The organism is Gluconacetobacter asukensis (genome assembly GCF_014174375.1).
In the GTDB taxonomy this organism is placed as follows: Bacteria; Pseudomonadota; Alphaproteobacteria; order Acetobacterales; family Acetobacteraceae; genus Gluconacetobacter; species Gluconacetobacter asukensis.
On sequence record NZ_JABEQE010000006.1, the window covers coordinates 1 to 15,004 of the forward strand.

The 15,004-nt window shown below is 66.6% G+C and carries 11 protein-coding genes; 4 read left to right on the forward strand and 7 right to left on the reverse strand.

Annotated elements, in window-relative coordinates:
- Positions 1 to 121 precede the first annotated feature (121 nt).
- Positions 122 to 1,192: a D-alanine--D-alanine ligase family protein gene (locus HLH35_RS08340; RefSeq protein WP_220790601.1), complete on the reverse strand. Its 1,071-nt coding sequence runs from the start codon at positions 1,190 to 1,192 to the stop codon at positions 122 to 124.
- A 149-nt stretch (positions 1,193 to 1,341) separates the two neighbouring features.
- Between HLH35_RS08340 and pdxR the strand changes: the two genes are divergently transcribed.
- A complete protein-coding gene (gene pdxR, locus HLH35_RS08345) occupies positions 1,342 to 2,877 on the forward strand; it encodes a MocR-like pyridoxine biosynthesis transcription factor PdxR (RefSeq protein ID WP_182978720.1) in 1,536 nt (511 codons plus the stop codon).
- A gap of 11 nt (positions 2,878 to 2,888) precedes the next feature.
- On the opposite strand, the gene HLH35_RS08350 is transcribed toward pdxR, so the two are convergent.
- The 3 genes from HLH35_RS08350 to HLH35_RS08360 form a co-directional block, all read right to left on the reverse strand.
- Complete coding sequence (locus HLH35_RS08350) at positions 2,889 to 3,662, reverse strand: sulfite exporter TauE/SafE family protein (RefSeq protein ID WP_182978721.1); 774 nt, start codon at positions 3,660 to 3,662, stop codon at positions 2,889 to 2,891.
- A gap of 1 nt (position 3,663) precedes the next feature.
- On the reverse strand, positions 3,664 to 5,346 hold the full coding sequence (locus HLH35_RS08355) for a bifunctional protein tyrosine phosphatase family protein/NAD(P)/FAD-dependent oxidoreductase (protein WP_182978722.1): 1,683 nt from the start codon (positions 5,344 to 5,346) through the stop codon (positions 3,664 to 3,666).
- Positions 5,347 to 5,556: 210 nt separating this feature from the next.
- Complete coding sequence (locus HLH35_RS08360) at positions 5,557 to 6,483, reverse strand: MBL fold metallo-hydrolase (RefSeq protein ID WP_182978723.1); 927 nt, start codon at positions 6,481 to 6,483, stop codon at positions 5,557 to 5,559.
- Positions 6,484 to 6,590: 107 nt separating this feature from the next.
- Between HLH35_RS08360 and HLH35_RS08365 the strand changes: the two genes are divergently transcribed.
- Complete coding sequence (locus tag HLH35_RS08365; RefSeq protein ID WP_182978724.1) at positions 6,591 to 7,247, forward strand: peroxiredoxin; 657 nt, start codon at positions 6,591 to 6,593, stop codon at positions 7,245 to 7,247.
- A complete protein-coding gene (locus HLH35_RS08370; RefSeq protein WP_246384956.1) occupies positions 7,237 to 7,659 on the forward strand; it encodes an ArsR/SmtB family transcription factor in 423 nt (140 codons plus the stop codon). Before HLH35_RS08365 ends, HLH35_RS08370 begins: the two co-directional genes overlap by 11 nt.
- An 88-nt stretch (positions 7,660 to 7,747) precedes the next feature.
- Here HLH35_RS08370 and HLH35_RS08375 read toward each other — a convergent pair whose 3' ends face one another.
- The 3 genes from HLH35_RS08375 to HLH35_RS08385 are packed head-to-tail and all read right to left on the reverse strand — an operon-like array spanning position 7,748 to position 13,564.
- Positions 7,748 to 9,208, reverse strand: a complete 1,461-nt coding sequence (locus HLH35_RS08375) for an efflux transporter outer membrane subunit (protein ID WP_338029316.1) — start codon at positions 9,206 to 9,208, stop codon at positions 7,748 to 7,750.
- A 2-nt stretch (positions 9,209 to 9,210) separates the two neighbouring features.
- The gene (locus HLH35_RS08380; protein WP_182978725.1) at positions 9,211 to 10,386 is read right to left on the reverse strand and encodes an efflux RND transporter periplasmic adaptor subunit; all 1,176 of its coding nucleotides are present in this window, start codon (positions 10,384 to 10,386) and stop codon (positions 9,211 to 9,213) included.
- Positions 10,379 to 13,564: an efflux RND transporter permease subunit gene (locus HLH35_RS08385; protein WP_182978726.1), complete on the reverse strand. Its 3,186-nt coding sequence runs from the start codon at positions 13,562 to 13,564 to the stop codon at positions 10,379 to 10,381. The genes HLH35_RS08380 and HLH35_RS08385 overlap by 8 nt, the downstream gene beginning before the upstream one ends.
- Before the next feature lie 458 nt (positions 13,565 to 14,022).
- Between HLH35_RS08385 and HLH35_RS08390 the strand changes: the two genes are divergently transcribed.
- Complete coding sequence (locus tag HLH35_RS08390; RefSeq protein ID WP_182978727.1) at positions 14,023 to 14,940, forward strand: AraC family transcriptional regulator; 918 nt, start codon at positions 14,023 to 14,025, stop codon at positions 14,938 to 14,940.
- Positions 14,941 to 15,004: the final 64 nt, after the last annotated feature.

The window sequence follows — 15,004 nt, forward strand, 5'->3', positions numbered from 1 at the left end:
CGACAGACATGACGTCATCCAGCGCTTTCGACGAAGACAGGCACAACCCGTCAGAAAGCGAAGCTCACAAGCTCAAGACCTCAGAAAATATTAACTTCGCGCCTATGGGGCAGCGCCCTGGTTAGGGTGCGTCGGTGTGGGCCGGATGAGCGGCCCGCGCCAGGCCGTGGGCGATCAGGCGTTCGATGATTTCGGCGTAGCTTACGCCGCTGGCCGCCATGGCCCTGGAATACATGCTGATATCGGTGAAGCCGGGGATTGTGTTCACCTCGTTCACGATGATCGTCATGTCCGCCGTCAGGAAGAAATCGACGCGCGCCATGCCGTCGCAGCCGAGGGCCCTGAAGGCCTCGGCGGCCATCTTGCGCATCCGTGCTTCGACGTCCGGCGGCAATTCGGCGGGCACCTTCAATGCCGCGCCGTGCTGGTCGATATATTTCGCGTCGTAGCTGTAAAAGCCGTGGCTGACGGAGGGGATGATCTCGCCGGGCCTGGAGACGAACACTTCGCCGGTGCTGTCTTCCAGGACGCTGAATTCGATCTCGCGCCCCGGAATGAATTCCTCGGCCAGCAGGCGGCGGTCGTGCCGGAAGCCCTCGGTGAGTGCCGGCAGGAATTCCTGGCTGCCGGAGATCTTTCGCACGCCGACGGATGAGCCCTGGCGGGCCGGTTTGAGGAAAAGCGGGAGCCCGATTGCGTTTTCCAGCACCGCGAGGTCAGGAACCGCGCCCTCGCTGATGGTGATCGCGCGGGCGACCGGAAGGCCGCTGGCGCGGAGGAGCTGCTTGGCGATTACCTTGTCGAGCGCGGTTGCGGAGCCGAGGATGCCGCAGCCCGCGAGCGGTACCCGCGCCACGTCCGCCAGCCCCTGCACGGAACCGTCTTCGCCATGAAGGCCGTGCAGCACCGGGAACAGGATGTCGATCTTTCCGGCCTCGGCGGCGCGGCCGTCGGTGCCGATCGCGATCATGCGCCCGCGGCCGCCGGGGATGAGGCAGAGTTCCGTGCCGGTTTCGGGGGTGGTGAGCGTGCCGGCTTCGAATTGGCTCATCAGCCATCGCCCGTCGCGCGTGACGAAAATCGGGACCGCGTCGTATTTCGCGGGCTCCAGGGCCTTCAGGACATTGGTGGCCGACAGCACGGAGACCTCGTGCTCGGTGGAGCGGCCGCCGAAAAGCACGGCGATCCGCAATCTGGTCGGGGGCACTGGCATGAGACCTCCTGAGGCCGGCGTTGAAAGGATGGTCTGAAAACGACCGCGATCAAGCGATGGCATGTTGAAAGTGGATCATTAAAAAGACAGGATCGATTCGATTGAAAGATCCACTTTGGAGGCGGGTCGTGAGCCACTTGGATGACGGGCCGAGGAGTTTGAAGCGGCGGCGGGAAACGCCGTCGGCGGTCTTTCGGCCCGAGATCGATCCGTCCCGGCCGGCGTCGCTGGCGCGGCAGCTCTATGTCGCGCTGCGCGAGGCGGTTGCCGATGGCCGGCTGGAGGCGGGGCAGAGGCTGCCCTCCACCCGTCTAGCCGCGAAGGAATGGACGCTGTCCCGTGGGACGATTGCCGAGGCCTATGACATCCTGATCGCGGAGGGCTATGCCGTCGCCCGCCACGGGTCCGGCACCTACATCATGTCGGAGGTGCCGGAGAGCGTTCCGAAGGGTGGCGGGGGGCAGGTGGCGGCGGCCCCTGTGACCGGCCGCGTGCTGTCGGATGCGGCGAGGCGGGTTTGCACCGTCGGGCCCAGTCTGGAACCGCAAAAGCTCCTGCCGTTCGTGACGGGGCGGATGGCCCATGACGAGCGGACGGCGGGGTTGTTGAACCGCATCGCCGGGCGGCACATGAACTACGCTTTCGAAGGCTATGGCGATATCCAGGGAGAACCCGGATTGCGGTCCGCGATCGCCGCCCATCTGGCGGTTTCGCGCGGGGTGCGGTGTACGGCCGATCAGATCCTGATCACTGCCGGCACGCAGCAGGCGCTTGATCTGGCGTTTCGCATCCTGGCGTCTCCCGGCGATACCGTGATTGTCGAAGACCCCTGCTATCCGCCTGCCAGGCAGTGCCTGGCGCTCAACGGCGCGACGATCGTCGGCCTGCCGGTGGATCGGGAGGGGATCATGACGGAGAGGCTGGTGGAGGGCGCGCTGCGGCCGCCGGCTTTCATCTATGTCACGCCGTCCAATCAATATCCGGTTGGTTCCGTCCTGTCCCTGCCGCGACGGCTGGAATTGCTGTCCTATGCCCGGGACCATGGCTGCTGGATTGTCGAGGACGATTATGACAGCGAATTCCGCTATGACGGGCACCCGATCGCATCGCTCCAGGGGCTCGATCAGGCAGGGCGCGTCCTCTATACGGGGACGTTCAGCAAGGCGCTTCTGCCCAGCCTGCGCATCGGTTATCTTGTGGTGCCGGCCGATCTCGTGCCTGTGTTCAGGGCCGTTCGTCCCGCGCTCGATCGCTGCCCGCCCACGTTTCAGCAGCGTGTTATCGCCGATTTTCTCAATGAGGGATATTTTCCGGCGCATCTGCGCCGCCTCAGGGAGCGTCTGCGCGTGTCGCGGGATCTGCTCGCGGCCATGCTGAGGGCGCGTGTCGCCGAGCATCTTGCGGTCATCCTGCCGGATCAGGGCATCAATCTGACCGTACGCAGCACCGGGACCTGGAGCAGCGATAGCGCCGTTTCGGAAGCTGCGTTGAAGCGTGGCGTCGTTGTCATGCCGCTTTCGCGGATGAATGTCGCCTCTCGCGATACATCACGATTGATGCTCGGGTTTTCGGGACTGTCGGAGCATGAGGCGGATATGGGAACGCGGATTCTGGCCGATGTTTTCAGACGCGGGGCGTTTGTCGGCGGTGCGGCCCGAGCGTGAAGGAAGGCGCGTCAGAGGCTGCGCCAGATCATGTAGGCGGCGACGCAGAAGATGACACCGGAGAAGAAGATGGTCAGCGCGCCGGTGGTGCCGGCCATGGCCCTTGCCGCGCGCATGCCGCCGAAACTGCCGGCGATTCCGCCCAGGATGAACAGCAGGGCGAGGTTCCAGTCGATCAGGCCGGAGGCCATGTAGCTGATGGCCGTGCTGGCGCCGAAGGCGGCGACGGCGACCAGCGAGGTGCCGATGGCGTTGAGGATCGGCATGCCGGTGGAGGCGACCAGGGCCGGCACGATCAGGAACCCGCCGCCGATGCCGAAAAAGCCCGACAGCAGGCCGGTGCCCAAGCCGGAGGACATGACGCGGGTGATGTTGTGACGGTTGCAGGCGGCGCCCGGGCAGCCGAGATTGCGGCGCCCGCGCAGCATCAGCACGCCGACCACCACCATCAGCAGCGCGAAGCACAGCAGTAGCCGGCGCCCGTCCATGGCCTTGCCCAGCGTGGCGCCGGCCAGGGCGCCGATGACGCCGCAACTGGCGAAGATCGCGGCGCAACGCCATTTGACGGTGCCCGCGCGCGCATGCTGGGCCACGCCCGCCAGCGCATTGACCGCGACCGCCAGTGCGCTGGTGCCGATGGCCACATGCGGATTGGCGACGCCGACCACATAGACCATCAGCGGCACGGCCAGGATCGATCCGCCGCCGCCGATCAGGCCCAGCGTGAAGCCGACCAGGGCGCCGGAGAGGATGTCCAGCGCCAGATGGGCCAGGTCGGCTTGCATGTCAGGCGCCCTGTGTGATCCGGGGTGCCACCATCAGCTCATGCCCGCGCAGCATGGCGTGCCAGTAGAGCGGGGGCATGATTTTTTCCTTGAGGAACCATGCCAGGCGGGTCGGCTGCGTGCCGCGCAGCAGCCACAGGGGCAGGGTCGGCTCCAGCTTTCCGCCATAGCCGAATTCGGCCAGCACGATCCGCCCGCGTTCGACCGTCAGCGGGCAGGCGCCGTATCCATCATAGGTCGCGACGGGGGCCTTGCCGTCCAGCGCCGCCAGGACGTTGACCGCCACCACCGGGGCCTGCTTGCGCACGGCGGCGGCGGTCTTGGCATTGGATGTGCCGGCGACGTCGCCCAGGGCGAAGACATCGGCGAAGCTGGTATGGCGCAGCGTCGCGGGGTCGACGGCCACGAAGCCGTCGGCGCCGGCAAGGGCGCTGCTGCTGACGATGGCGGGGGCGATCTGCGGTGGGACGGCGTGCAGCATGTCGAAGCTACGTTCGATGCGCGTCGTGCCCTCCGTGGTCGTGCGTTCGAAGGTTGCCACGCGCCGGTCGCCATCGACCGCCACCAGCTTCGAGCGCAGATGGAGGTCGATGCCGTAGCGTTCGATATAGGTCATGAGCGCGGGCACGAAGGCCGGCACGCCGAACAGGGCGGGGGTGGCGGTGTCGAACGCGACGGAGATATCCGTCAGCACGCCGCGCCGGCGCCAGGCGTCGCAGGCCAGGTACATCGCCTTCTGCGGTGCGCCGGCGCATTTGATCGGCATTGGCGGCTGGGTGAACAGGGCGGTGCCGCGCGTCAGGCCCTGCACCAGTTGCCAGGTATAGGGTGCGAGGTCGTAGCGGTAGTTGGAGGTGACGCCGTTGCGCCCCAGGGTTTCTGCCAGGCCGGGGATGGCCGACCAGTCCAGTACCAGCCCCGTGGCCACGACCAGGATGTCGTAGGACAGCGTGGTGCCGTCATCCAGCGCGACCTCGCGCCGGTCGGGCAGGAAGCCGGCCACCGCCTGGCGCACCCATGTCGCGCCGGCCGGGATCAGGCCTTCTTCCGGGCGCTTTGTCTGTTCCGGTGTGAACACGCCGCCGCCGACCAGGGTCCAGCCCGGCTGGTAGAAATGAGTCGGGGAGGGCTCGATGATGGCGAGGGAGATGCCCGGCCGGCGGCGCAGGATGCTGGCGGCGGTGGCCAGGCCTGCCGCGCCGCCGCCCGCGATCACGATGTTGAAGCGCCTTGGTGCTTTCTGCCCGCCGGCCGGCGGCGCCTCCGCCGGGGCGGTCAGGCGGGGCGAGAGCGGGGACAGGTCGATCCCGGCATTCCGGCCTGCCGCGAGGATGGCTTCGGCCGGCATTGTGCCGGCTTGTGCCAGTGCCCAGAGCCGTGCGGCCCGGCCGCCGCCCTGGCAATAGGCCAGGACCGGGCCGGGCATGGCGTCGAGCGCCGAACGCATGGCCTGCACCGCTACTTCGTCCGGCGTGCTGCCCGACGGGACGGGAATGGCGACGAAGGCCAGCCCCCTTTCCTGTGCCGCCTGTTCGATGGTGCCGGCCGGGATCTGGCCGGGCGTTTCGCCGTCCGGGCGGGCGCAGACGATGGCCTTGAACCCGTCGGCGGCAGCCTGGTCCACGTCGGTGATCGACAGTTGCGGAGAGACGGAGAAAAGGGGCGTCAGGGAGCGGAAGGGCATCGGTGGGGGACCTCTGGAATGGGAAGAAGGAGTGACTAGGTCGGAGAGGCTGTTTCAAAAGTTCCGATGGTGAGTGGAAGCGTGGCGCCAGCCACGCGTCTGGCGGTGGTTTTTGAGCATCGGAGCGGAGCGACCTTGTGGGCCGTGAGCACCGAAGCGCAGGAAACCGCCGTCAGGCCGCCGCCAGCGGGGCTTTTGAAACAGCCTCGCTCAGAGTGTGTCGATGGGGATTTTGATGTAGCGGGTGCCGTTGGATTCGGGTTCGGGCAGGCGGCCGCCGCGCATGTTGACCTGTACGGACGGCATGATGAGGTTGGGCAGCGAGAGGGTGGCGTCGCGCGCGGTGCGCATGGCGGCGAACGCGTCCTCGGTCACGCCGTCATGCACGTGGACATTGGTCTGGCGCTCGGCGCCGATGGTGGTCTGCCACGCGAAATGGTCGCGGCCGGGGGCCTTGTAGTCGTGGCAGAGGAACAGGCGGGTTTCGTCCGGCAGGGAGAGCAGGCGCCGGATGGAGCGGTAGAGCTGGCGGGCATCGCCGCCGGGGAAGTCGGCCCGCGCCGTTCCGTAATCGGGCATGAACAGCGTGTCGCCGATAAAGGCCGCGTTGCCGATGATGAAGGCCATGTCGGCCGGGGTATGGCCGGGAACATGGAGGGCGATGGCCTCGATCCGCCCCACGGTGAAGCGGTCGCCGTCATGGAACAGTTGGTCGAACTGCGAGCCGTCGCGTGCGAAATCGGTGCCGGCGTTGAAGATCTTGCCGAACACGTCCTGGACGCGGACGATTTCGGCACCGATGCCCAGCCTGCCGCCGAGCTGCTGCTGCAGCCAGGGTGCTGCGGACAGGTGGTCGGCATGGGCGTGGGTTTCGAGCTGCCAGCGCACATGCAGGCCTTCGGCCCGGACGTAATCGACGATCCGTTGGGCCTCGCTATGGCGGGTCCGGCCCGAGGCGGCTTCGTACTCCAGCACGCTGTCGATGATTGCAGCCTCCCGGGTCTCGGGATCATGCACCACGTGGCTGGCGGTGAAGGTCTGTTCGTCGAAGAAGGTGCGCACCATCGGCGCGGGGGCGCGTCCCTGTTCAACATCTTGGATCTGGGCGGCGGCTGCCGCCAGCACGGGGTCGGACATCGGGGTCCTCCTGATAATTAATGAAAATCATTAATTATTGCTTCGTAGTTTATTTAATAATGAAACTGTCTTGCGTCAAGCCGGATGGGCGCCTTATGAAATGGGTCATGAGCGATCCTGTTTCTCCGTCCCGTGCCGGATTGCCGGTTGTTGCTCCCAAGATTGGGGATGTGGCGCCGGATTTCAGTGCCCGCACCACGCAGGGCCGTCTGCGCCTGAGCGATCTGCGTGGGCGGTGGGTTCTGCTGTTTTCGCATCCGGCGGATTTCACGCCGGTCTGCACCAGCGAGTTCCTGGCTTTCGCGGCGGCTTCCGACCGGTTCCAGGCGATGAACTGCGCCCTGCTGGGCCTGTCGGTGGACAGCCTGTCCGCACATCTGGCGTGGGTCGAGGCCATTCGCGCCCAGTTCGGGGTGACGATCCCCTTTCCGATCATCGAGGACCCGTCGATGGCGATCGCCCGGGCCTATGGCATGCTGGACGAGACGGCGGAGAGCAGTGCCACGGTGCGGGCGGTGCATGCGATCGACCCTGAAGGGGTGATCCGTGCCGTCGTCTGGTATCCGATGTCGGTGGGTCGCTCGGTGGCGGAATTGCTGCGGTTGGTGGCCGCGTTGCAGAAGGTGACGGCGGATAATGTGCTGACGCCCGAGGGGTGGATGCCCGGAGACGATACCGTGCTGCCCGCAGTACAGACGCAGCAGGACGCGGCGGCGGCCGGGCCGGCCTGGTTCATGCGGATGCGGCCGGATCATGCCGCGTGAGCGGGGCCGCATGAGCGGGCTGACGCCGGACGAGGCGCGGCGGGTGGCCGATCGGCTGAAACTGTTCGCCCAGCCGCAGCGGCTGCTGATCCTGTCGCGGTTGCTGGACGGCCCGCGCGCCGTCAGCGTGCTGGAGGATGAAACCGGCATCGGCCAGCCGGTCCTGAGTCAGCAACTGGGTGCGCTGCGTCGTGCGGGGATTATCCGGGCCGAGCGGGAATCGCGCGCCATTTTCTACAGTTTTTCGGACGAGGGAGAGGCGAGGTGGGCACGGATGCTGCTTGGCGTGCTGGATGGGCCCCGCGGCCCGGCCGCCATTGCGCAACCCGGACGCCCGCCCGCCCTGCGCGAGGGGCAGGAGGAGGCCGGCGCGGTGTTCGCCCGCGTCGGGATGTCGGCGGATCGGGGATAGACGCGATGGTTCGCGTCTCCGTTTCTGCCTTCGTGCCCTCGGAGGTCATGTTCCGCCCCGGCCGGCGGGGCGGCTTTGTAAACAGTCTCTACAGGATATGGCCGCCGGCGGAGGCGGTCGGGCGTGGGGGAATGGTGCTGGTCCATCCGCCGCCGAGCGCCTTGTAGAGGGTCACGCTGTTGGCCATGGTCTGGAGTTGCGTCGTGATGCCGCCGAGGCGGGCCGTGTACAGGTCGCGCTGGGCGACCAGGGTGGTCAGGTAGGGGTCGTAGCCGGCTCGGAAGCGTGTGATCGCCAGATGGTATTGCCGGTCGTTCGACGCGATCAGGGCGTCCTGCGCGTGGAGCTGCTTCAGGTAGGTGTCGCGGCCGGCCAGGGCGTCGGCGACTTCGCGGAAGGCGGTCTGGATCGTCTTTTCGTAGCGGGCGATTTCTTCCTTCTTGCGGGCTTTCGCCACGCGGAGCTGGGCTGTCAGGCGGCCGGCGTCGAAGAGCGGCACGGTGATCTGGGGGGCGACGTTCCAGGCGCCCATGCCGCTCTGGAACAGGCGGGTGATGTTGTTGCTGGCGGTGCCGTTGGCCGCCGTGATCTGGATCTTGGGGAAGAATTCGGCGCGGGCGGCGCCGATATCGTCGTTGGCCGCGCGCAGCACGTCTTCGGCCGACAGAATATCCGGGCGGCGGGCGATCATGTCCGATGGCAGGCCGGCCGGAACGTCGGGAAAGGCCATGACGGAATCAAGGGATGTGATGCCGTGCAATGCCCGCATGGTGGTGTCGTCGAGTGGCGTGCCGACCAGCAGGGTCAACTGGTCCAGGGCCTGGGCGCGCTGCCGCGTATAGACCTGCAGGCTGGTTTCCGCGTCGTGCAGGGCGGATTCCGCCTGTGCGACGTCCAGCGCCGTGACCGTGCCGGTCTGGGCCGCCTGCCGGACAAGATCGTAGGTGCGCTGGCGGCTGTCCAGCACCTGTTGCGTCACCAGCACCGCCTGGTTGTCCGCCACCCAGGTCAGCATGCCCGATGCCACGCTGGCGATCAGGCTGAGTTGCATGTTCTCGCGGTTCAGCGCGTCGGCCATGTAGCGGTCGAAGGCGGCCTGCGAGGCGCTGCGGATGCGCCCCCACAGATCGACCTCGTAGGCCGAGACGCCGAAGCCCACTGCGTATTGGCGCATGTAGAACGGGCCGTTTGTCTGCGAGAGGCTCCAGATCCTGGCATATTCCTTCTGGACGTTCGCCATGGCGCCGCCGTTCAGGGTGGGGAACAGCGATGCGTTTTCGATGTCGAACTGCGCGCTGGCGGCCTCGACCTGGTGCTGGGCGATCCGCAGGTCCTGATTGTTTGCCAGCGCCAGGGCGATCAGGCGTTGCATGACCGGATCGCGGTAGAAATGCTGCCAGTCCGGCAGGCTGGCGGTGGCCTCGTTGCCGCCGGGCCATGACGTGGCGATGGCGGGGGCGGGGCGGTGCCAGGCCGGGATCATGGTGCAGCCGGACAGGAGCAGCGCGAGGCCGGCGGCGAGTGAGGCGAGGGGTCTGGTGGGCCGCACCGTCAGGCTCCCTTTGTGTCGGAATCGGAGTGGGGCGCGACGGGGCTGCCGTCATGCAGTGCGGAGGGTGGGTGGACGATCAACTGGCTGCCGTCCGGCAGGCCGCCGAGGATTTCGAGCCGGTCGCCATAATCGCGCCCCACCGTGACGTGCCGGATCGTGACGTGGTGGTCGGGCGAGACCGTATCGACCGACAGCCCGTCGGCTTCGTAATTCAGGGCCTCCGCCGGGATGAGCGTGATGCCGCCCGCGCGTGGCAGGTCGAAATGGATGGTGGCGTAGAGGCCGGCCGCCAGCCTGCCATCCGGATTGTCCAGTTCGATTTCCACCGGCAGCATGCGGCTGTCGCGTTCCAGAGCATGGCCGGTGCGGGTGACGGTGCCGCTGAAATGCTGGTCGGGCCGCGCGGGCAGCGAGAGGGTGGCCTGCGTGCCGACCGCGAGGCCGGCGGCCTGGTCTTGCGGCACATGAACCCGCACGCGCAGCCGGTCGGTGCGGGCCACCACAAACAGCGGCGCCGCCTGGACATTGTCGGCGTTGACCAGATCGCCGGCCTCGACCGTGCGGGCGGTCACGACGCCGTCGAAGGGCGCGGTGATGGTCGTATAGGCCTGGCGCTGGGCGATGTCGGCCAAGGCTGCGCGGGCGGCGTCCTGTTCGGCCAGCCTTGCCTGCTGGGTGATGCGGTCGACGTCGAAATTCTGCCGGCTGACGGCGCCGCCGCCGACGAGCCCCGCCGAGCGCCGCGCCGTGACGCGGGCCAGGTCGAGGTCGGCCTGGGCCTGGGCCAGTGCGGCCTGGGCGCGGGCGACCTGCCGGTCCAGTTCCGGGGCGCGGATCAGCGCCAGAACCTGGCCGGCCTTGACCGGGGTGCCGATATCGACGAACCGCTTTTCGATATAGCCCGACGCCCTTGCGCCGATTGCCGCCGTCTCCAGCGGGGCGGTTTCGCCCGGCAGGTCCAGCGCGATCGGTGTCGTGTCCGCGTGGACGACCATCGTGAGCACTTCGGGCGCCTGGTCGCGGCGGGTATCGGCCAGTGCCCGGACCGCGCGGGCGCGTTCGACATGCGTCACCGCGCCGTAGCCCAGCAGGGCCACCAGGCCCAGGCCGATCGCGGCCCCGGTGGCACGGCCGCCGCGCGAGGATGGAACTGGCGGGGAAGAGAGGTCAGACATCGCGATAATCCTCGAGAAGGCGGCTCTCGCGCCGCCGCAGGCGGCTGTAGAGCCAGGGCACCACGAACAGCGTGGCGCAGGTTCCCACCATCAGGCCGCCGATGACGGCGCGGCCCAGCGGCGCGTTCTGTTCGCCGCCGTCGCCCAGGCCCAGCGACATCGGCAGCATGCCGATCACCATGGCCAGAGACGTCATCAGGATCGGGCGCAGGCGTGCCTGCCCGGCGGCGATGGCGGCCTCGGCTGCCGAATGGCCGTCGGCGCGGCGTTCCTTGGCGAAGGTGACGAGCAGGATCGAATTGGCGCTGGCGACGCCGACGCTCATGATCGCGCCCATCAGTGACGGGACGGAAAAGGTCGTGCCGGTGACGAACAGCATGAACACGATGCCGCACATCGCCCCCGGCAGGCCCAGCACCACCACGAACGGGTCCATGAAGGACTGGAAGTTCACGACCATCAGCAGATAGACGGCCAGGGCCGCGACGATCAGCCCGATGCCCAGCCGGGTGAAGGCCGAGCGCATGCTGTCGATCTGGCCCTGCACCGTGATGGTGTTGCCGGGCGATAGCTGGCCGCGATGGCGGTCGACGATCCGGTCGATGGCGCGTGCGATGCCGCCCAGGTCGCGCCCTTCGACGCTGGCGTCGATATCCAGGACCGGCTGGATGTTGCTGTGCGAGATCACGTTCTGCGCCATGCCGCGCCTGATCGTGGCCACGTTGCTGAGCAATGAGGGCGTGCTGGTTGCGCCGTTGGCCGGCGAGATGACCGTATCCAGCAGGTCGCCCAGCCCGTTGACGCGGTATTGCGGCGTCTGCACCGCCAGCGGATACTGGATGCCGGTGGCAGGATCGACCCAGAAATTGGGCGTGACGGTATTGGACGAGGCCAGCGACACCATGACGTTGCGCGCGACGTCGTTGAGGGTGAGGCCCAGATCCTGGGCGCGTATCCTGTCGATGGCGATCAGCAGTTCGGGGGCCGCGATCTGCTGGTGCAGATGTACGTCCACCAGGCCCGGAATCTGTGCGGCCTCGCGCAGGATGTCGCGCATCACCTTGCGGTTGTTGGGCTGGTCGTAGCCGGCGATGCGGATATCGACCTGGGCGGGAATGCCGAAATTCAGGATCTGGGTGACGATGTCCGCCGGCTGGAAATAGAACACGCAGTCGGGGAAGCGCCGGGCCAGTTCGGTACGCAGCGTGCGGATGTAATCGGCGGTGGGGCGATGATGTTCCTTGAGCGCCACCATGATCTGTCCGTCATTGGGGCCGATCGTGGTGCCGTCGTCGAACGGCATGCTGTAGCGGAAGGGGATGCCGATATTGTCCAGCACCAGATCGCGCTCGCTGTCCGGCACGATCTGGCGGATCGTGTCCTCGACGCGATCGAAGATTTTCTCCGTGCTTTCGATCCTTGTGCCGGCGGGGGCGCGGACATGCAGGCGGAATTCGCCGGCATCGATGGCGGGAAAGAAATCCTGGCCGACCTGGGTGGCCACGAGTCCGGCGGCCACCAGCATCGTTCCTGCCAGCGCGGGCACTTTCCACGAACTGGCGATCAGCCGGTGCAGCAGGGCGATATAGCGGTCGCGCAGGCGTTCGAAATGCTGGTCGAACCGCTGCCCGAAGCGGGCGATGCGGCCGGGCGGCAGGCCGGCGTCGTGGCGGCGGCGGGCCTGCTCTTCTTCGGCGCCCAGCAGCAGGGCGGCCAGGATCGGCACCAGGGTCCGGCTGATGGCGTAGGAGGCGAGCATGGCATAGACCACCGCCAGCGCCATCGGCGTGAACAGGAAGCGCGACGGGCCGGTGAGGAATTCCACCGAGACGAACACGCAGGAAATTGCCAGCGTGGAGACCAGGGTCGGCAGTGCGATGCCGGCGGCGCCGTCCAGCACGGCAAGCCGCAGGTCTGCGCCGTCATGGCGAATGCGGTGGATGTTCTCGATCGTGACCGTGGCGTCATCGACCAGGATGCCGACCGCCAGCGCCAGGCCGCCCAATGTCATCAGGTTCAGCGTCTGGCCCGTCATCGACAGGATGGCGATCGAGGACAGGATGGCCAGCGGGATCGAGGCCGCGACGATGAGCGTCGAGCGCCAGCTTGCCAGGAAGGCCAGGATCATTGCTGCCGTCAGCAGGCCGGCGATGACGGCTTCCGACGCCACGCCGGAAATGGCGGCCTTGACGAAGACGGACTGGTCGAACAGTTCGTCGATCTTCATGCCCGGCGGGGCGGCGGCGCGGGTGACCGGCAGCACCTTGTCGCGGATTGCATTGACCACGTCGAGCGTCGAGGCGTTGCCGGCCTTCATGATCGACAGCAGGACCGAGCGTTGCCCTTCGCGCCGCACGACATTCTGCTGGACCGCCGTGCCGTCGCGGACCTGGGCCACGTCGGCGATCCGCACGATGGCGCCGGTTTTGGGGTCGCGCTTCAGGGGCACCTGGTTCAGTTGTGCGGCCACGTCCGGCATGCCGTTCATGCGCAAATCATATTGGGTCGGGCCGAACTTCGTGGTGCCGGCGGGCAGGGTCAGGTTCTGCACGTTGATGGCGTTGGACACGTCCAGCGGCGTCAGCCCCAGGCCGGCCAGCCTCGTGCTGTCGATATCCACCATGACCTGGCGGATCTTGCCGCCATAAGGGGGCGGCAGCATGGTGCCGGGGATGGGCGCGAGTTGCTGGCGCACGCGATAGACGCCGTAATCGTAGAGTTCGCTCTCGGTCAGGTGGTCGGACGACAGCGAGAGTTGCAGCACCGGCACGGACGAGGCGCTGTACTGCATGATGATCGGCGGCTGCACGCCTGGCGGCAGGAAGGCGCGGATCGAGTTCGTGGCCGAGACGGTCTGCGCCACCGCCAGGTCGACATTCACGCCGGGCTGGAAATAGAGCTTCTGCAGCACCAGGCCGGGCGTGGTCTGGCTTTCGATGGTGCGCAGATTGTTGACGAAGAAGCTTTCGGAAAACTCGGTATAGGTGCTGAGGCGTTTTTCAGTCTCGGCCGCGTCCAGCCCGTCATAGTACCAGACGACCGTCACCACCGGGATATCGATGGCGGGAAAGACATCTGTGGGCGTGCGAAAGAGTGCCGTGATCCCCATGAGCAGGATCAGGACGCCCGTGACGAGGAACGTGTATGGCCGTCGGAGCGCGAATGCGACGATACCCATGGGTCTCTCTATGTGATGGATGGACCGGGCGCGCTGGCGCTCCGGAGGCAATGGCGAGGGCGGCCTGCCGAAGATGTCCGTTCATGCCGGAGATAAACCGAACAGCTTCGTTGAGGCGCTCTTGTGGTCGGATCATGCAACCTGTGCGGGTTGGAGCGGTAGAGCGATCCGCTCTCGTTCTTGCATGATTCGCGCCTGCCGGCCGGTTTCGGGGGGGCGTGATGGCGAGCGGCGTCATCATATCATTATGTATAATATGGAGCTTTTGCCGATTTTTCTCTTCTCGCGATGGGGCGATGGCATGATCCGATCAAATGATTGCACGATCCTCTTGAACTGCCCGCAAGGACGGTGTGATCGGATCGGACATGCGCTATCATCGCGGGGAACTGGAGCATCGTTGCCCGTCCGGATGATCCTGGCCGGACGGGATGGGATATGTGGTTTCGGAGGGTTGGATGCGCGATCTGCTCGACCGTCTGCGCGATACGATCGAACGACACTGCGTCGCGCCCACCACGCGGACCGCCTTGCCAGGCCTGCTGCTGTTTCGGGCCGAGGCCCCGACCACGCCGATGAATGTGGTATACGAACCGCGTTTCTGCGTGATCGTGCAGGGCAGCAAGCAGGTCATGCTCTGTGACCAGGTCTTCGATTACGATGCCAGCAAATATCTGGTGACGGCGGTCGATCTGCCGGTGAGCGGCCATATCACCCATGCCAGTCCCGAGGAGCCCTATCTGGCTCTGTGCCTGACGCTGGACCCGGCCGATATCGCGGATGTGCTGCTGGAACTGCGCGATCGGCCGGAGGATCTTTCCCACCAGTGCCCGCGCTGCCTGACAGTCAGCGCCCTGACGCGGAATATCCTCGATCCGGTGACGCGGCTGGTGGGGTTGCTCGATACACCCGAGGATATCATCTTTCTGCGCCATCTGGCGGTCAGGGAATTGCTCTATCGCCTGTTGCAGGGGCCGCAGGGTGGCGTCCTGCGCCAGATCGCCACCGCCGGCAGCAACCTGTCGCATCTGAACAGGGCGATCGCCTGGATCAGGGATCATTATGCCCAGGCGTTCGACATCGCGGATGTCGCCCGGCTGGCGGGCATGAGCCCATCATCCTTCCATCGGCATTTCCGGGCGGCGACGATGATGAGTCCGCTGCAATATCGCACGCGTCTGCGCTTGCAGGAGGCCCGGCGGCAATTGATGGGCAATGCGGTCGATGCGGCGGAGGTGGGGTTTGCGGTCGGGTATGACAGCCCGTCGCAGTTCAGCCGCGAATATCGGCGCATGTTCGGGAATCCGCCGGCGCGGGACGCGCAGCGGATTCGGGCGGAGAATGCCGTGGAGGCGCGGACGCTGGAGGCGGTTTGATTGATGGCGGAGGGGAGGTCTGTCTTTTCTTCTTTTTCTGAAGAAAAAGAAGAAAAAAGACTTT